The 16,553-nt window shown below is 33.8% G+C and carries 18 protein-coding genes; 10 read left to right on the top strand and 8 right to left on the bottom strand.

The genetic code is table 11. The features are described 5' to 3' along the window. Nucleotides 1-370 precede the first annotated feature (370 nt). A complete protein-coding gene (locus GM921_RS06990) occupies nucleotides 371-577 on the top strand; it encodes a hypothetical protein (protein WP_182921879.1) in 207 nt (68 codons plus the stop codon). Between the two features lie 69 nt (nucleotides 578-646). Then, the gene (locus GM921_RS06995) at nucleotides 647-1,765 is read left to right on the top strand and encodes a GNAT family N-acetyltransferase (RefSeq protein WP_182921880.1); all 1,119 of its coding nucleotides are present in this window, start codon (nucleotides 647-649) and stop codon (nucleotides 1,763-1,765) included. On the opposite strand, the gene GM921_RS07000 is transcribed toward GM921_RS06995, so the two are convergent. From GM921_RS07000 to GM921_RS07025, 6 genes are all read right to left on the bottom strand, one after another. Beyond that, nucleotides 1,742-2,098: a helix-turn-helix domain-containing protein gene (locus GM921_RS07000; protein ID WP_182922252.1), complete on the bottom strand. Its 357-nt coding sequence runs from the start codon at nucleotides 2,096-2,098 to the stop codon at nucleotides 1,742-1,744. The genes GM921_RS06995 and GM921_RS07000 overlap by 24 nt on opposite strands. Before the next feature lie 37 nt (nucleotides 2,099-2,135). Then, nucleotides 2,136-3,488 (bottom strand): UDP-N-acetylmuramate--L-alanine ligase, encoded by a 1,353-nt coding sequence (locus GM921_RS07005; RefSeq protein WP_182921881.1) that lies wholly within the window; start codon nucleotides 3,486-3,488, stop codon nucleotides 2,136-2,138. Between the two features lie 85 nt (nucleotides 3,489-3,573). Then, nucleotides 3,574-4,413 carry a 50S ribosomal protein L11 methyltransferase gene (prmA, locus tag GM921_RS07010; protein ID WP_182921882.1) on the bottom strand — a complete coding sequence of 280 codons (840 nt, stop codon included), beginning with the start codon at nucleotides 4,411-4,413 and terminating at the stop codon, nucleotides 3,574-3,576. Further along, nucleotides 4,413-5,174 (bottom strand): triose-phosphate isomerase, encoded by a 762-nt coding sequence (gene tpiA, locus GM921_RS07015; RefSeq protein ID WP_182921883.1) that lies wholly within the window; start codon nucleotides 5,172-5,174, stop codon nucleotides 4,413-4,415. Before tpiA ends, prmA begins: the two co-directional genes overlap by 1 nt. A gap of 351 nt (nucleotides 5,175-5,525) precedes the next feature. Beyond that, nucleotides 5,526-6,689 (bottom strand): putative sugar nucleotidyl transferase, encoded by a 1,164-nt coding sequence (locus GM921_RS07020; RefSeq protein WP_182921884.1) that lies wholly within the window; start codon nucleotides 6,687-6,689, stop codon nucleotides 5,526-5,528. Between the two features lie 70 nt (nucleotides 6,690-6,759). Further along, nucleotides 6,760-7,008, bottom strand: coding sequence for a type B 50S ribosomal protein L31 (locus GM921_RS07025; protein WP_055133715.1), 249 nt, complete (start codon nucleotides 7,006-7,008; stop codon nucleotides 6,760-6,762). A gap of 231 nt (nucleotides 7,009-7,239) precedes the next feature. On the opposite strand from GM921_RS07025, the gene GM921_RS07030 reads away from it, so the two are divergent. Next, nucleotides 7,240-8,865, top strand: coding sequence for an amidase (locus tag GM921_RS07030; protein WP_182921885.1), 1,626 nt, complete (start codon nucleotides 7,240-7,242; stop codon nucleotides 8,863-8,865). An 11-nt stretch (nucleotides 8,866-8,876) separates the two neighbouring features. Here GM921_RS07030 and GM921_RS07035 read toward each other — a convergent pair whose 3' ends face one another. Together GM921_RS07035 and mce are read right to left on the bottom strand one after the other, a co-directional pair. Then, a complete protein-coding gene (locus tag GM921_RS07035; RefSeq protein WP_182921886.1) occupies nucleotides 8,877-9,167 on the bottom strand; it encodes a hypothetical protein in 291 nt (96 codons plus the stop codon). A gap of 63 nt (nucleotides 9,168-9,230) precedes the next feature. Beyond that, nucleotides 9,231-9,638: a methylmalonyl-CoA epimerase gene (gene mce, locus GM921_RS07040; protein WP_182921887.1), complete on the bottom strand. Its 408-nt coding sequence runs from the start codon at nucleotides 9,636-9,638 to the stop codon at nucleotides 9,231-9,233. Nucleotides 9,639-9,759: 121 nt separating this feature from the next. On the opposite strand from mce, the gene GM921_RS07045 reads away from it, so the two are divergent. The 7 genes from GM921_RS07045 to lysS all read left to right on the top strand — a co-directional run bounded on the left by GM921_RS07045 (nucleotide 9,760) and on the right by lysS (nucleotide 16,533). Further along, nucleotides 9,760-10,971, top strand: coding sequence for an IscS subfamily cysteine desulfurase (locus tag GM921_RS07045; RefSeq protein WP_182921888.1), 1,212 nt, complete (start codon nucleotides 9,760-9,762; stop codon nucleotides 10,969-10,971). A 111-nt stretch (nucleotides 10,972-11,082) separates the two neighbouring features. Next, a complete protein-coding gene (gene iscU / locus GM921_RS07050) occupies nucleotides 11,083-11,496 on the top strand; it encodes a Fe-S cluster assembly scaffold IscU (protein WP_090992274.1) in 414 nt (137 codons plus the stop codon). 86 nt (nucleotides 11,497-11,582) lie between these two features. Then, a complete protein-coding gene (locus GM921_RS07055; protein WP_182921889.1) occupies nucleotides 11,583-11,909 on the top strand; it encodes a HesB/IscA family protein in 327 nt (108 codons plus the stop codon). A 134-nt stretch (nucleotides 11,910-12,043) separates the two neighbouring features. Then, on the top strand, nucleotides 12,044-13,951 hold the full coding sequence (locus tag GM921_RS07060; protein WP_182921890.1) for an AMP-dependent synthetase/ligase: 1,908 nt from the start codon (nucleotides 12,044-12,046) through the stop codon (nucleotides 13,949-13,951). Between the two features lie 117 nt (nucleotides 13,952-14,068). Further along, complete coding sequence (locus GM921_RS07065) at nucleotides 14,069-14,362, top strand: type II toxin-antitoxin system HigB family toxin (RefSeq protein WP_182921891.1); 294 nt, start codon at nucleotides 14,069-14,071, stop codon at nucleotides 14,360-14,362. 2 nt (nucleotides 14,363-14,364) lie between these two features. Further along, the gene (locus GM921_RS07070) at nucleotides 14,365-14,721 is read left to right on the top strand and encodes a helix-turn-helix domain-containing protein (RefSeq protein WP_182921892.1); all 357 of its coding nucleotides are present in this window, start codon (nucleotides 14,365-14,367) and stop codon (nucleotides 14,719-14,721) included. Nucleotides 14,722-14,823: 102 nt separating this feature from the next. Next, nucleotides 14,824-16,533 carry a lysine--tRNA ligase gene (gene lysS, locus GM921_RS07075; RefSeq protein WP_182921893.1) on the top strand — a complete coding sequence of 570 codons (1,710 nt, stop codon included), beginning with the start codon at nucleotides 14,824-14,826 and terminating at the stop codon, nucleotides 16,531-16,533. Nucleotides 16,534-16,553 lie beyond the last annotated feature (20 nt).

Genomic DNA, 16,553 nt, shown 5'->3' on the forward strand with positions numbered 1-16,553 from the left:
AAACTTGTTGTAAGATATTCAACAAACAAGAAATTGTTTGTTATAAAAACGTTCTTATAGGATTGACAAAAGATATTTTTTAACCTAACCTAAAACTATATCTCAATTCAGGTTTCATTTGTGTGTTAAAAGCGTCCCAATTAAATTGAGACGCTTTTTTTGTTTAATATCATTCCCAAATCACACTATTTAGTATAACTACCTGCGTTTCAGCACTAGAAAAAAATTAAAAAAACTTTCGGAAAAAATCTTTTTATTTTAATTTTGAATTAAATAAAATTTCTAAAAAATAGGTTTCTTTCTATTTAAAAAGATTTTATGTAATTTAGAAGTACCATTAAAACTTTCCTACTACTTAATTTTTTGTGTTATGAAAACGCCAAAAAAACCAATTCAGAAAAACCCCGTAAGCAAGCCGATGTCTAGCAAGAAAGAATCAGACGATGAGGACGATGATGATATCCAAGATAATGAAACCTTAGATGAGGAAGAAGATGACTTTGATGTGCCTTTAGACGACCTAGATACATTTGAAAGTTTTGATGATGACGATGATGACGACGACGATAGATATTAATCAGATCTAAAACTCTATATTTAAAAGCATCCTATTTAGGGTGCTTTTTATTTTAACCTACCTCCAAAAATGAAGATTGTACCTGTTAAGGATAAAGAAAGTCAGAAAGAATTTTTAAATGTTGTAAACTCTATTTATAAAGACGATTCGAGTTTTATACGCCCATTAGATCAAGATATTGAGAAAATTTTTGATGAAAAGAAGAATCCTTTTTTTAAACATGGACAATGTACAAGATGGATTTTAAAAGATAACAACAACCAAACCATTGGTAGAGTTGCTGCATTCATAAACGATAAGAAAGCTTACAATTACGAACAGCCAACTGGCGGAATGGGTTTTTTTGAATGCATTGATAACAAAGAAGCTGCCTTTTTATTATTTGATACCGCTAAAAAATGGTTACAAGAAAAAGGCATGAAGGTAATGGAGGGTCCAATTAATTTTGGAGAAAACGATTCCTTCTGGGGATTATTAGTAGAAGGATTTACGCAGCCTTCCTACGGCATGAACTACCATCTTCCCTATTACCATAAGTTTTTTACCGATTACGGCTTTGAAACGGCATATGAACAATTAACCAACCACATTAATCTTAAAGTTCCTTTTCCCGCTAGGTTTACAAAAATTGCAAATTGGGTAGCCGCAAAACCAGATTATACATTCGAGCATTTCAAAAAGAGCAACGCTGATAAATACATTAACGATTTAATGGATATTTATAATGATGGCTGGCAAGATTTTGAAAACTTTGTTCCTATTAAAAAGGAAACTTTAACAGAAAGCTTTAAACAAATGGAAGTAATTATGGATGAAAAGCTAATTTGGTTTGCGTATGCCAATGGAGATCCTGCTTCGTTTGTGGTAATTATTCCAGATGCTAACCAAATGATTAAAGGTTTAAATGGAAAATTAGGTTTAGTAGAAAAATTAAAGTTTGCCTATAAACGTTGGGTTGGTGTTACTCGTATGCGTGCCATTGTGATGGGAACTAAAACTTCGTATCAGAAATTGGGATTAGAATCAGCGTTGTTTATTAAGCTAGGTGAATATGTATTGCCTAAAAATCAATATTCAGAATTAGAATTATCTTGGGTTGGCGATTTTAATGAAAAAATGATTGCTATTCATCAAGCAACAGGTGCTACTTTTGGAAAACGACACTTAACCATGCGGAAATCTTTTTGATGCAGGTGCGCTTCTATATTCTTCATAAAGATCAATTATCTTTTTCTGAAGTTTAGTAATCTCTTGTTCTTTCATAGCAAGTCTATCTTTTAACACAGTTACCTCAACAAAGGTTCCTGGTTGTAAATTATTTCCTTCTCTAGATATAATCTCTATACAGGAAACTTGAAATAATCGAGATATTTGATCTAATCTAGAAACATTAATATCAGTAACACCTGTTTCTATTTTCGAAAATGCTGGAGTTGAAATTTTTAAAAACTTTGCCACTTCTGCTTGGCTCCATCCATTTTTTTGGCGTAGTAGTCTAATGTTTGTCCCAATGATATTCATCTGATCATTTTTTGGTGTATCCGTCTGTTTCTTACGTCTAGACATTCAACTCTAGTGCCAATTTAACCAAATCCATACCGCCAAAATTACCTGAGCTCATGAGCAGCAAATTTGTATTCTCAAAATTAAGACTTCTTAAATAACTTTCCAATTGCTCAGCTTCACTAAAAAATACAATGTTTTTATCATTAAAAGATGTTTGAACATCATTCTCACTCACAGGTTCCATCTTTTTATGTTTAAAGGTTTTTTCATCAATATATACGATAGCAATATCCGCCTTTTTCATGGTATTATGATACTGTTGTAAAAACTCTTTAGTTAAGCTACTAAACGTATGTAACTCAATACAAGCTACTAGTTTTCTATTGGTAAATTGTGCCTTTACAGCATCAATAGTAGCCTTTAACTTAGATGGCGAATGTGCAAAATCTTTATAAACGCTTGTTTCTTTCGTATGATTTAATAGCTCCAATCTTTTAGCTGCACCAGTAAAAGAAGAGATAGCTTTCTGAAAATCGTCTTCATTTATACCCAACTGTTCTACTACCAATCTAGCAGCATTTAAGTTCATTAAATTATGATCACCAAACACTTGTAATGGGGTGTGTTGAGGCAAAAGATATGTTACACCATCTATTACTTCGTGATTTGGAATAGTGTATGAAATTTTATCAATAGTTGCGTTAGAGTTAACAACAACCTTGCGTAATTCTAAATCATTTTTACAATAAATTAATTTCCCATCCTCAACTATCGTATTAATAAATTTATTAAACTGGGAAATATAATCCTCAAATGTTGGAAAAACGTTGATATGATCCCATGCAATGCCACTAATTACCCCAATATTTGCTTTATACAAATGGAATTTTGGTCTACGATCTATTGGAGATGCCAAATACTCATCACCTTCAATGATAATAACGGGAGCCGAATCTGTTATTTTAACCATCGTTTCAAACCCTGCTAATTGAGCGCCGACTAAATAATCAAAATCTCTATTATAGTAGTTAAGCACATGCAAAATCATAGAAGTAATGGTAGTTTTACCATGACTACCTCCTATTACAACCCTTAATTTATATTTAGATTGCTCATAAATATATTCTGGGTAGGAATATATTTTCAGCCCCATTTCTTGTGCTTTTATTAATTCTGGATTATCTAAACGAGCATGCATACCTAAAATTACCGCATCTAAATCTGCTGTAATATTGCTTTCAAACCAGCCATTTTCTTTAGGTAAAAGACCATAATTTGCCAATCTTGTGCTCGATGGTTCAAAAATCACATCATCAGAGCCTGTAACTCTAAACCCTTTTTTATGTAAAGCAATGGCTAAGTTGTGCATAGCACTTCCACCAATGGCAATAAAATGTATACGCATATAATTAATTTTGAAGGATTGAGTTTTGAATGAACAGATAAACACCTGCATATTCAATCATTCAAAATTCTATCCTAATATTTTCCTATCCTTTTAAAAATTGTGCAGCAACCCAATCGCCTATTTTTTTATGATCAACATAGGTAAGATTAAATTTAGCACAATGTGCCTTAATCATATCCAAATCTGGATCTTCATAAAATCCGCTAAAGAATATAGTTCCTTTTTCTTTTAAAACTGAAGCATAGCTCGAAATCTGATCCAATAAGATATTTCTATTGATATTGGCCAAAATTATATCAAAATCGACAGATGGAATAGTTTCTTTACTTCCGCAAAGCGATGTTAAATTAGTGATTTCATTTAATGTTGCATTTTCAATCGCACTGCGATAACAAACCTCATCATTATCTATCGCTACTATTTCTTTTGCTCCTCTTTTCGATGCCAAAATACCTAATATTCCAGTTCCAGCGCCCATATCTAATACGACTTTATCCTGCATATCAGCTTCTAAAATATAAAGCATCATCATGGTGGTAGTTTGGTGATGACCAGTACCAAAAGCCATTTTTGGATCGATTACAATCTCGTATTTGTATTGAGGATGATGTTCATGAAAAGTAGCTCTAACGTAACAATCTTCATTAATAATGAGCGGACTAAAATTCTTTTCCCATTCTTCATTCCAGTTTTGAGGTTCTATCGCAATTACTTCATATGTATACTGCAATTCATCACCAAAACCTATTAAAACCTCATTTAATGCTGTTTCCTTAAATTGATTTGCGATAATAAAAGCATCAAAACCATTTGCTGTATCCTCAAAAGTATCAAAACCAATTTCTGCTAATTCTGCAATTAAAATATCATGTTGATATTCTTGAATATCCTTAAAATTAAAGGCTACCTTTTTATATTCCATTATGAATTGAAGGTTTTAACAATATCTACAAAATCACGAGATTTTAATGATGCACCACCAATTAAACCACCATCAATATCATGCTGTGCAAATAATTCGGCTGCATTTTTCGGGTTACAACTTCCACCATATAAAATTGAAGTATCATCAGCAATGTTCATTCCGTATTTCGCATCAATTTTTGCTCTAATAAATGCATGGATATCTTGCGCTTGTTCTGGTGTAGCAGTTAAACCCGTACCAATTGCCCAAACTGGTTCGTATGCTAAAACAACTTTAGAAAAATCTTCGGCACTTAAACCAAATACTCCATTTTCTAATTGCGATTCTAAAACATGGTAGTAACTTCCATTATTTCTTTCATCTAAAGTTTCACCGATACAAAACAAAGGTGTTAAATTATTTTGCAGGGCGATAATAGTTTTTTCGGCCAATAAAGCATCTGATTCTGCAAAATATTGTCTGCGTTCTGAGTGGCCAATAATTACATATTCGCAACCTGTAGATTTCACCATTTTAGCAGAAATCTCACCAGTATAAGCGCCACTTTCGTTTTGGTGGCAGTTTTGTGCGCCAATCTTTACCACACCAGCAGCTAATTGCGATAAGCTATTTAAATGAATATAGGGTGAGCAAATTACAGCAATTTGATCGCCTTTTTTCTCATCTCTAACCATATTTACAATTTCCGAAAATAAGGATATGCCTTCGCTATAATCCAAATTCATTTTCCAGTTGCCGGCAACTATTTTCTTTCTCATAATTTTTTATTTTTTCACCCCCAAGTAATCTTAGAAAGGTTTTGCTATTTTACTTTTTCTATTTCAATTTTTTCAACAATCAAGAAATCTATGTGTACCTTAATAGTTATTCTTTCAATTATATTTTATCCAACCTTAAATTATTCTACTGATCTCCAAATTATCACTACCCAAAAGAGCGTTGGGCTGAAAGAACGGCGAGCGTGCGCCAGCCTTGCGGGAAGAAGCATCGTTCTTTCTTGATTTTTTGGTTACTTTTTCATCAAGGAAAAAGTAACTTGATCTACGGCGATCAAGCGCCGATAACAAAATTTCAAATAAGCATTAGTTTCAACAAAAATTTTAATTCTATTAAAAGTGTCTATATTTCTTTGTCAATTCAAAAACGTGCGACAAAATTGCTGTTTCTGTTGCACCTAATATTGTATCTCTTCTTTCGTAAACCTTTATGGCAGTTTCTAGCATTTTATTTAAGCCATACACTTCAAATCCATGTGCACCACCCCAAGCAAAATCCGGTATAAAATTACGCGGAAATCCTGCCCCAAAAATATTGGCACTTACACCAGCCACAGTTCCCGTATTAAACATGGTATTAATAGCACATTTTGCATGATCGGCCATAATTAACCCACAAAATTGCATACCTGTTTTACGAAAGCTTTCTTTCTCATAATCCCAAAGGCGAACATCAGCATAATTATTTTTCAGATTTGAGTTATTGCTATCTGCGCCGATATTACACCATTGCCCTAAAACTGCATTTCCTAAATAACCTTCGTGTCCTTTTGATGAAAAACCCCAAATTACTGCATTATTGATCTCGCCACCTACTCTGCTATGTGGACCAATAGTCGTTTGTCCGTATATTTTCGCTCCCATTTTAACAGACGAGTCTTCACCTAGTGAAAATGAGCCTCTAATATGACATCCTTCCCAAACCTCTGAATTTTTACCTAAATAAATTGGACCTTGTAAACTATTAAATGTAGAACATTCGGCACTTGCGCCTTCTTCTACAAAAATGTTATCACCTAAAAAAGTGTTGGTATTACTTAGCGTAGCTGATGCTTTCCCTTTGGTTAATAAAGCGAAATCCTTAACCAATTCTGTATGATTATTTCTGAATATATCTTCTGGAAATTGGACTTGGATAAAATTAGCTGAATAGCTTACTACTTTTAATTTGTTTAAAGCATCGTTAAAGTTTACTTTTTCTTGATAAGCAATAACTGATTCACCATTAACCAAAACTTCATCAGCTTTTAGGCTTAAAATAGCTTCAATTAATTGCTCATCTGGACAAACCGAGCCATTAATAAATAGGTTTGCAGTTTTTGAGGGATATTTTACGCTCAGGTAATCCTGCGTTACATAGCCAAAATCGGCATTTAAGTGCTTTGCCCATTTTTCAGCAATGGTCAAAATACCAATTCTTAAATCAGCTACAGGTCTTGTAAATGTTAGCGGTCGGAGCGAAAGCCAAGATTTATCATCAAATAAATTGATTGTCATAAGCAACAAAAATAAAAAAAGTCCCGAGCAATGCATCGGGACTTTCAAAATATTTAGTTTATCGCTAAAATTATTTCTTAGCGTAACGAGTTTTAAATTTATCGATACGACCTGCAGTATCAACCAATTTCATTTTACCAGTATAAAAAGGGTGTGAAGTGTGAGAAATCTCCAATTTATATAAAGGATACTCATTACCATCTTCCCATTTAATAGTTTCTTTAGTTTCAACACAAGACTTAGTCAAGAACTGATATTCGTTAGACATATCTTTGAATACTACAAATCTGTAGTTTGATGGATGCAAATCTTTTTTCATAATTATTTTTTTTATGGTTATGAAACTATCGTAAGCATTTTACTGCTTTTTGTGAGCAATATGCTCACGGTAGTCTCAATGTCTTATTTATTTCGTCTAATTTTAGAGGATGCAAATATCCTAAATTTATTTTTTAAAAACAACTCCAAATCAAATTTATTTATAACCTTTTAGTTTCATCTTTTTCTTACCCTATTTTAAACCTATATTTATTTCTCAAAATCTAGCATAATGAACAGAAGAAATTTTATCAAAAATAGTTCTACCGTTGGTATAGCTGCATCTTTTAGTATTCCAGCTGCAGCCATGTTGCCATCTTCTTTTACTGAAGAAAAAACAGCTTTTAATGATGATTTTGATTTCAATGAAAGTACAATTAATGATTTACAGACTTTGATGGCAAAAGGCACAATATCTTCCAAATCATTAACAAAAACATACCTTAAACGCATTGATAAAATTGATAAGAACGGACCAAAACTAAATGCAGTAATCGAAATAAACCCAGATGCTTTAGCAATTGCTACCAAATTAGATGAGGAAAGGAAAGCAGGTAAAGTAAGAGGGCCATTGCATGGTATTCCTGTATTGATAAAAGATAACATAAACACTGCCGACAAAATGCAGACTACCGCAGGTGCACTAGCATTAGTTGGAAATATAGCTACTGAAGACGCTTTTATTGTTAAAAAGCTACGTGAAGCTGGTGCTGTAATTTTAGGCAAAACAAACCTAAGTGAGTGGGCAAATTTCAGATCTACACGATCTTGCAGTGGTTGGAGTAGTCGAGGCGGGCAAACCAAAAACCCATATATTTTAGATAGAAGCCCGAGTGGTTCGAGCGCAGGATCTGGATCATCAGTATCAGCAAATCTTTGTGTTGTAGCTATTGGCACCGAAACCAACGGTTCTATTATCGCACCATCTTCTTATAATGGAATTGTAGGTTTTAAGCCTACCGTGGGTTTATTAAGCAGAAGCGGAATAATTCCAATTTCATCAACTCAAGATACTGCTGGTCCAATGGCAAGAACAGTTACCGATGCCGCCATTTTATTAACAGCCTTAACTGGCGTTGATTCAAATGATGAAGTGACAAAAAATAGCACAGGTAAAACGTATTCAGATTATACCCAATTTCTAAAAACCGATAGTTTAAAAGGAAAAAAGATTGGGGTTGAAAAATCCTTTTTAAGTGGCCATGAGGGTGTTGTTGCCTTATATAAAACTGCCATCGAAAAATTTAAAGAGCTTGGCGCTCAAATTATAGAAGTAGAATTATTAAAAGAACTCAGACCAGTTGGCGCTGGAGGTGGTACAGTTTTGCAATGCGAATTTAAAGATGGCGTAAATAAATATCTGGCTAAAGCCAATACCAATGTGAAAACATTAACAGAAGTAATTGCATTTAACAAATTGAATGAAAGTACTGCAATGCCTTATTTTAAACAGGAAACATTGGAAAGCAGTGATAAAGCAGCCGATTTAAATAGTCCAACTTATAAAGATGCATTAGAGAAAGTGATATCTTCACGTAAACTAATTAATGATTTAATGGGGAAAAACCAACTAGATGCCATTATAGGTACAAGTTTCGGCATTCCTTCCGGAATCGATTTATTTAATGGAGATTACAGCAATGGTTTTTACTTCTGCTCTCCTGCGGCGTGGGCTGGTTTTCCTCATATTACAGTACCAATGGGCAAAATTTATGAGCTTCCGATAGGTTTATCTATTATGGCTAGCGCTTATCAAGAACCTGTAGTATTAAGTATTGGATATGCATTTGAACAGGCTACAAAACATAGATCAGCGCCAAAGTTTTTAAAATCCTCTAATTTTTCATCAGGGATATAACATTTAATTAATTATCCGCCTGAATACTTTTTCCAAGTTTCAATTTTTGCTTTTTGTCGGGCAATATAAGCTTGCGCAATTACTTCTGCAGAACTTGCATTCGTAGTGTTTTCCAGCAATATTTTCAATTTATCCTGATCTACATCAGCTTTATATAAAATTTGCACTAATTTCTGAAAATCCTCATCAATAAGATAAGCAAATGCATTCACCATCACCTCCAAAAGCTGATCTTCTTTTAAATTCTCTGGCAAATCAAAATCTTTATTGATAATTTTCAGTAACGATGTGATATCGCTCATAGCACTAATTTATTTTCTTCTCAAATCTAAATATTCATCCAATACAATGACACTAATGAGCCATTAAATCCATTTAATTTCCTGACAAATCTCTATTAAAACTCCATTAGTTTCTTTAGGATGTACAAAACAAATCATTTTATTATCTGCTCCTTTCTTTGGCTGGTCGTTAAGCAACACAAAACCTTCATTCCTTAAGCGTTCCATTTCTTCTAAAATATCGTCAACAGCAAATGCAATATGATGAATTCCCTCCCCTTTTTTCTCGATAAACTTAGCAATAGCACTATCTGGCGATGTCGCTGCTAACAATTCTATTTTATTATCGCCAGTTTTAAAAAAGGCTGTATTCACTGCTTCCGATTCAACTAACTCTGTTTTATAACAATCAGTATTGAGCAATTTTTGATAAATGTCTATTGAATTAGTCAGGTTTTTTACAGCAATGCCAATGTGTTCTATCTTATTCATATCGATTATGGTTATGGGAATGTAAAAATGCATGTTTTAACTATAGCTTCATAGCTATTATTTATAATTGTTCGTAAACTTTTTTTGTATCTTTGTGTATTAATAAGAATAATTAAAAATAATGGAACTTCCGATTTACTTAGATAATAATGCTACCACCCCACTCGACCCTAGAGTGCTTGAGGCGATGTTGCCGTATTTTACGACAAAATTTGGTAATGCCGCTAGCCGTAACCATCCGTTTGGTTGGGTAGCCGAAGAAGGTGTTGATTATGCTCGTGAGCAAGTAGCAAAATTAATTGGTTGTACTGAAAAAGAAATCATCTTTACCTCTGGTGCTACAGAAGCTGATAATTTAGGTATTAAAGGCGTTTTTGAAATGTACCATGAAAAAGGTAATCATATTATAACTGCAACTACAGAACATAAAGCTGTTTTAGATACCTGTAAACATTTAGAAAAATTAGGCGCTAAGATTACTTATTTAAAAGTAAAAGAAGATGGCTTAATTGATTTACAAGAATTAGAAGCTGCAATGACGCCTGAAACCATTTTAGTTACTATTATGTATGGTAATAATGAAATTGGTGTGGTGCAACCTATTAAAGAAATTGCTGCAATTGCACACAAACATGGCGCTTTGTTTTTTACTGATGCTACACAAGCAGTTGGTAAAATTCCAGTAAATGTAATTGAAGATGGTATTGATTTGATGGCATTTAGTGCGCATAAAATGTACGGACCAAAAGGCGTTGGCGCTTTATATGTACGTCGTAAAAATCCAAGAGTTAAAGTTACTTCACAAATGGATGGTGGCGGTCACGAACGTGGCATGCGCTCTGGAACATTAAACGTACCTGGTATTGTTGGTTTAGGTAAAGCTTGCGAATTGTGTCGTTTAGAAATGGATGAAGAAGCAACACGTTTATCCGCATTGCGTGATAAATTAGAAAGTTCTTTAACTACCATGGAAGAAAGTTATGTGAATGGTAACACAGCACATCGTTTACCACATGTTGCAAATATTTCTTTTAAATATGTAGAGGGTGAAGGTTTAATGATGGCGATGAAAGACTTAGCAGTATCTTCTGGATCTGCTTGTACATCTGCTTCATTAGAACCAAGTTACGTGTTAAAGAGTTTAGGTTTATCTGATGATTTGGCACACTCTTCTATCCGTTTCGGGTTAGGTCGTTTTACTACTGAAGAAGAAGTTGATTACGCAATAGAAAATACGAAGAAAGCCGTTAACCACTTAAGAGACCTTTCTCCACTTTGGGAAATGTTTAAAGAAGGTATCGACTTGAGTAAAATTGAGTGGGCTGAACACTAGAATTGAAATTACAATTGAAGATTGACGAATTACGATTTCAAATCTCCAATTAAAAATATTGAAAATGATTTTAGAAAATCGTAAATCTAAAATCGCAAATCCAAAATCAAAATGGCATATTCAGAAAAAGTAATGGAACATTATACCAACCCTCGCAACGTTGGTACTTTAAATAAAGACAGCAAATCTGTTGGTACAGGTTTAGTTGGCGCACCTGAGTGTGGAGACGTTATGCGTTTGCAAATTGAGGTTGATGACAATAACGTAATTACAGATGCGAAATTTAAAACATTTGGCTGTGGTTCTGCAATTGCATCTTCTTCTTTAGCTACAGAGTGGTTAAAAGGAAAAACAATTGACGAAGCGTTAACTATCGATAACATGGATATTGTGGAAGAATTGGCTTTACCACCAGTAAAAATTCACTGTTCTGTTTTGGCAGAAGATGCAATTAAATCTGCCATTAACGATTATCGCGTTAAAAATGGTTTAGAAGCATTTGAATTAGCTAAATCACACCACTAGTTTAATTTGAGGTTTTAGATTGACGATTTTAGATTAGCCACATGCCAGTCAAATCGTACATCAAAAATCGTAAATCGTAAATTAATATGATTACTATAACTGATAAAGCAAAAAGCAAAATTGATCACTTAATGCATGATTCTGAAATGGGTTCTGATTACTTTTTACGCGTTTCTGTAAAAGGTGGTGGTTGCTCTGGCTTATCTTATAATTTAGATTTTGATAACGAAGCGCAAAAAGGCGATCAATTTTTTGAAGACCGTGGTATTAAAATAGCCTTAGATATGAAATCATTTTTATACCTAGCTGGTACTGAACTTGATTTTACCGATGGCTTAAATGGCAAAGGATTTGCCTTTAATAACCCCAACGCTAGCCGCTCTTGTGGTTGTGGCGAAAGTTTTTCTGTTTAATATACATTTATTAAATTTCCTAGAGGGCATCGATTTTTCGGTGCCTTTTTTGTTACCCATTGTATAAGCTAGCTTGTATTATTAAAGCGAAAAGTTTATCATTGTTATTCCAAAACAAACCAAATAGTTAACACATGGTCTTATTTACTAAATTTTCTACTGTTCCTAGTTTATTACGTAACGTAGTAGAAAATATTCATCAACCTGAAGAAACCTTTTTAATTCATAAAAAAAATACAACTTGGGAGGAAATTTCTTTCAAGGATACTTTACTTAGAGCAGATTCTATTTCAGCTTTTTTTTTAGAAAAAGGTATTGCCAAAGGCGATAGATTAGGTTTGATGATTGAAAATTCACCAGAATATGTGTATTTCGATCAAGGTATACAACAAATTGGGGTAATTAATGTATCCATCTACCCTACTTTATCAGAACATGAAGTAGCCTATATTATTAATGATTCGGGCATAAAAGCTTTATTAGTTGGTAATCCATTTCTATTTAAAAAAGTATTAAAAATTGCCGAAAACTGTCAAGAGTTAAAATATATTATTCCTGCATTTGCAGGATATGAGAAAGTTGCAATCCCAGAAGGAAATAAAACCGAAATCATCAGTTTTACTACATTATTAGAAAAAACGGTAAGCAAAGCTGAACAAGAACAAATTGATACACGCAGAGCAGAAGTTTTACCATCAGATGTTTCCTCATTAATTTATACATCGGGCACAACTGGTACTCCGAAAGGCGTAATGCTTACACACAGTAATTTTGTAGAAAACGTAAATGTTTGCTTACAACAAATCCCTGTGATTGATGAAACTGAAACTTTCCTGTCATTTTTACCACTTTCTCATGTTTTTGAACGCACCGCGACTTATCATGTATGTTGTGCACAGGGTTGTAAAATTGCTTTTGCTCAGAGTTTAGAGTTATTGGCTAAAAATATGGGCGAAGTAAGGCCAACAGTAATGGCTTGCGTACCTCGTTTATTAGAACGTATTCACGATAAAGCCATTAAATCTGGCACTGCTGCTGGCGGATTAAAAGCAAATATCTTTAATTGGGCTTTAGAAACTGGAAAAAATTATCGTCATGCAAAAGAAGCTGGCAAAAATGCGGGTTTAATCTTAGGAGCAAAAAAAGCCATTGCAGAAAAATTAGTATTCAGTAAAATCAAAGAAAAAACTGGCGGCAGATTAAAATTCATGATTTCAGGAGGCGCTGCCTTACCTAAAAATGTGGGTGAGTTTTTTGGTGATTTAGGCATCAAAATTTTAGAAGGATTTGGTTTAACAGAAACATCACCAGTAATGTCAGTAACTGAATATCACCGTCAGGTTTACGGAACTGTAGGTCGGGTCATTCCTGGTATTGAAGTCGGAATTCAAGATATAGAAACAAAGCAAATCATTAATATACAAACGCATAATACATTTAATGAAGATTTTGAATGTGCCGAAGGTGAAGTAATTGTACGTGGGCATTGTGTGATGAAAGGTTATTTTAACAAACCTGCAGAAACTGCCGAAGCCATTGATAAAGACAAATGGTTCCACACTGGAGATATTGGCCGTTTTTACAAAGGTAATTTGCAAATTACAGATCGTTTGAAAAATATGATTGTAAATGCCTATGGCAAAAACGTGTATCCAACTCCTGTTGAAAACATCTATTTAAAAAGTCCAAAAATTGATCAGCTATTCTTAATTGGCGATAAACGCGAATTTATTACGGCTATAATTATCCCTAACAAAGAAACTTTACAAGAAACTTTTAATTTAAAGGAATCATTCTTCCAAGAGGAAGATTTATTTATAGAAAACCAAGAAATTAAAGATTGGTTTGAGAAGGATATTAAGAAAATTTCTAACGAGTTGGCCAAATTTGAACGCATTAAAAACTTCAAAATTAAACGAAATCCTTTTAGTATTGATGAGGGAGAAATTACCCCAACCATGAAAGTTAAGCGTAGGGTTGTAGAAAAGAAATATGCCGAAGCGATTAATGAAATGTACCAAGAAGGCGTTGAGGCAGACTAATTAACAAAAAAAAGATGTCATCCTGAGCCTGTCGAAGGAAATCTTTTTTGTTGCTCAAATTCCTTCATTAATTAATTTCCCAATTCGGGAACTTTTATCTACCTTTGAGTTAGTGTCTTGAGAATAATTGCTAAAAAAATCCTTCGAGAATTTTGGATTAAACATCCAGATTGTGAGGAACAGTTAAAAGCTTGGTATCAGGAAACTGAAAACTCAGACTGGATTAATCCTAATGACGTTAAAAAAGATTATCCTTCCGCCAGTATATTAGGCGATAATAGGATTGTTTTTAATATTAAAGGGAATCATTATCGAATAATTATTAAGATTAACTACGATTACCAGATGATTTGGATTCGCTTTATTGGTACTTACGCAGAGTATGACAAAATAAACGCAGATAAAATTTAGCAATGAATATTAAACCTATAAAAAACGAAACTGATTACGAACAAGCTTTAAGTAGGCTTGAGGTAATTTTCGATACAAAAAAAGGTTCTCCTGAAGGAGATGAATTGGAAGTATTAGGGATATTGATTGAAAAATATGAGAATGAGTATTTCCCTATAGGCTTACCCGATCCAATTGAGGCTATCAAGTTTAGAATGGAACAAATGGGCTATAATCAGACTGATTTAGCGAAAGTTGTAGGATTAAAAAGTAGAGCTAGTGAAATTTTAAACAGAAAACGCAAACTATCTTTAGAAATGATTAGGCAATTGCATGAAAGCTTAAAAATCCCGACAGAAGTTCTAATTCAAGCATACTAATTTTCTAAATTTCTAACCCAAAATCTGCGCATCTGCGGCTTTTATAATTAGCCATTACCATAAACGCTAGTAAATCATTACTTTTGCAAAAATATACAATACATGAGTACAGGATTATCAGAACAGGAAATATTACGTCGCGATTCATTAAAACAACTTCGCGAATTGGGCATCAACCCATATCCTGCAGAAGCTTACGAAATAAATGCTAATGCAGCAGACATTTTAGCTAATTACGAAAAAGATAAAACAGCCTATAAAACGATCAGCCTTGCTGGAAGAATAATGGGCCGTAACATAATGGGAGCGGCATCCTTTGCTGAGTTACAAGATGCAACTGGTCGTATTCAAATCTATTTAAAACGTGATGAGCTTTGCCCTGGAGATGATAAGACATTGTACAATACGGTATTTAAAAAACTATTAGATATCGGTGATTTCATTGGTATCGAGGGTTATGTTTTCACTACTCAAACTGGAGAAATTTCTATCCATGTAACTAAATTCACTGTACTTTCTAAATCTTTACGTCCTTTACCAATTGTAAAACGCGATGATGATGGCAACGTTTATGACGGGTTTACTAATCCAGAATTGCGTTACAGAATGCGTTATGTAGATTTAACTGTTAATCCAGATTACAAACAAATTTTCATTAATCGCTCAAAAGTGATTAATACCATGCGTAATTACTTCGACAACCAAGGTTGGATGGAAGTAGAAACACCAATTTTACAAGCCGTACATGGTGGAGCAGCAGCTCGACCATTCGAAACACATCACAACACCTTAGATATGCCATTATTTCTTCGCATTGCGAATGAATTATATCTAAAAAGACTAATTGTTGCTGGTTTTGATGGCGTATATGAGTTCGGTAAAATGTTCCGTAACGAGGGTATGGACAGAACACATAATCCAGAGTTTACATCAATGGAAATCTACGTAGCTTACAAAGACTACGTTTGGATGATGGGCATGGTAGAAGAATGTTTAGAGAAAATAGCAGTGGCCATTCACGGAACGCCTGTTGTAAAAGTAGGTGAACATGAGATTGATTTTGCTGGTCCGTACGAGAAACTAACTATGTACGAATCAATTCAAAAATATACAGGAATAGATGTTTCTGAGATGACTGAAGCTGAGCTTGTACAAACTTGTAAAGACTTAGGTATTGCTACCGATGATACGATGGGTCGTGGTAAATTGGTTGATGAGCTTTTCAGTGAGAAAGTGGAAGCAAATTTAATTCAGCCTACTTATATCACAGATTACCCAATCGAAATGACTCCGTTAGCCAAGAAACACCGTAGTAAAGATGGTTTAGTAGAACGTTTTGAATTATTTGTAATGGGTAAGGAAATTGGAAATGCTTATTCTGAATTGAACGATCCAATTGACCAAAAAGAACGTTTTGAAGAACAATTAAAATTGGCAGCCAGAGGCGATGATGAAGCAATGGCAATGGATGATGATTTCATTCGTGCATTAGAATATGGAATGCCACCAACATCAGGTTTGGGTATTGGAATAGATCGTTTGGTAATGCTAATGACGAATCAATCTACGATACAAGAAGTATTGTTTTTTCCGCAAATGCGTCCTGAAAAGAAGAAAATAGAACTTACACCAGAAGAAACAGAGTTGTTTACGTTGGTTAAGGAAGGAGAACAATTTCTTTTAGCTGATGTTAAAACAAAACTTACTGATTGGAGCAATAAAAAGTGGGATACAACTTTAAAAGCCCTAACTGGAAAAGGAGTTTTAAAAGTTACAAAAACTGATGATGGCTTATTTTTATCACGCAAGTAATGGATAATTAGATATTCTAG

Source organism: Pedobacter planticolens (genome assembly GCF_014172375.1).
Taxonomy (GTDB): Bacteria; Bacteroidota; Bacteroidia; order Sphingobacteriales; family Sphingobacteriaceae; genus Pedobacter; species Pedobacter planticolens.

What these genes read in the sequence shown, in the direction of transcription:
- GM921_RS06990 (WP_182921879.1), top strand. Translation starts at nt 371, where the DNA reads ATGAAAACGCCAAAAAAACCAATTCAGAAAAACCCCGTAAGCAAGCCG.
- GM921_RS06995 (WP_182921880.1), top strand. Translation starts at nt 647, where the DNA reads ATGAAGATTGTACCTGTTAAGGATAAAGAAAGTCAGAAAGAATTTTTA.
- GM921_RS07000 (WP_182922252.1), bottom strand. Translation starts at nt 2,098, where the DNA reads ATGAATATCATTGGGACAAACATTAGACTACTACGCCAAAAAAATGGA.
- GM921_RS07005 (WP_182921881.1), bottom strand. Translation starts at nt 3,488, where the DNA reads ATGCGTATACATTTTATTGCCATTGGTGGAAGTGCTATGCACAACTTA.
- prmA (WP_182921882.1), bottom strand. Translation starts at nt 4,413, where the DNA reads ATGGAATATAAAAAGGTAGCCTTTAATTTTAAGGATATTCAAGAATAT.
- tpiA (WP_182921883.1), bottom strand. Translation starts at nt 5,174, where the DNA reads ATGAGAAAGAAAATAGTTGCCGGCAACTGGAAAATGAATTTGGATTAT.
- GM921_RS07020 (WP_182921884.1), bottom strand. Translation starts at nt 6,689, where the DNA reads ATGACAATCAATTTATTTGATGATAAATCTTGGCTTTCGCTCCGACCG.
- GM921_RS07025 (WP_055133715.1), bottom strand. Translation starts at nt 7,008, where the DNA reads ATGAAAAAAGATTTGCATCCATCAAACTACAGATTTGTAGTATTCAAA.
- GM921_RS07030 (WP_182921885.1), top strand. Translation starts at nt 7,240, where the DNA reads ATGAACAGAAGAAATTTTATCAAAAATAGTTCTACCGTTGGTATAGCT.
- GM921_RS07035 (WP_182921886.1), bottom strand. Translation starts at nt 9,167, where the DNA reads ATGAGCGATATCACATCGTTACTGAAAATTATCAATAAAGATTTTGAT.
- mce (WP_182921887.1), bottom strand. Translation starts at nt 9,638, where the DNA reads ATGAATAAGATAGAACACATTGGCATTGCTGTAAAAAACCTGACTAAT.
- GM921_RS07045 (WP_182921888.1), top strand. Translation starts at nt 9,760, where the DNA reads ATGGAACTTCCGATTTACTTAGATAATAATGCTACCACCCCACTCGAC.
- iscU (WP_090992274.1), top strand. Translation starts at nt 11,083, where the DNA reads ATGGCATATTCAGAAAAAGTAATGGAACATTATACCAACCCTCGCAAC.
- GM921_RS07055 (WP_182921889.1), top strand. Translation starts at nt 11,583, where the DNA reads ATGATTACTATAACTGATAAAGCAAAAAGCAAAATTGATCACTTAATG.
- GM921_RS07060 (WP_182921890.1), top strand. Translation starts at nt 12,044, where the DNA reads ATGGTCTTATTTACTAAATTTTCTACTGTTCCTAGTTTATTACGTAAC.
- GM921_RS07070 (WP_182921892.1), top strand. Translation starts at nt 14,365, where the DNA reads ATGAATATTAAACCTATAAAAAACGAAACTGATTACGAACAAGCTTTA.
- lysS (WP_182921893.1), top strand. Translation starts at nt 14,824, where the DNA reads ATGAGTACAGGATTATCAGAACAGGAAATATTACGTCGCGATTCATTA.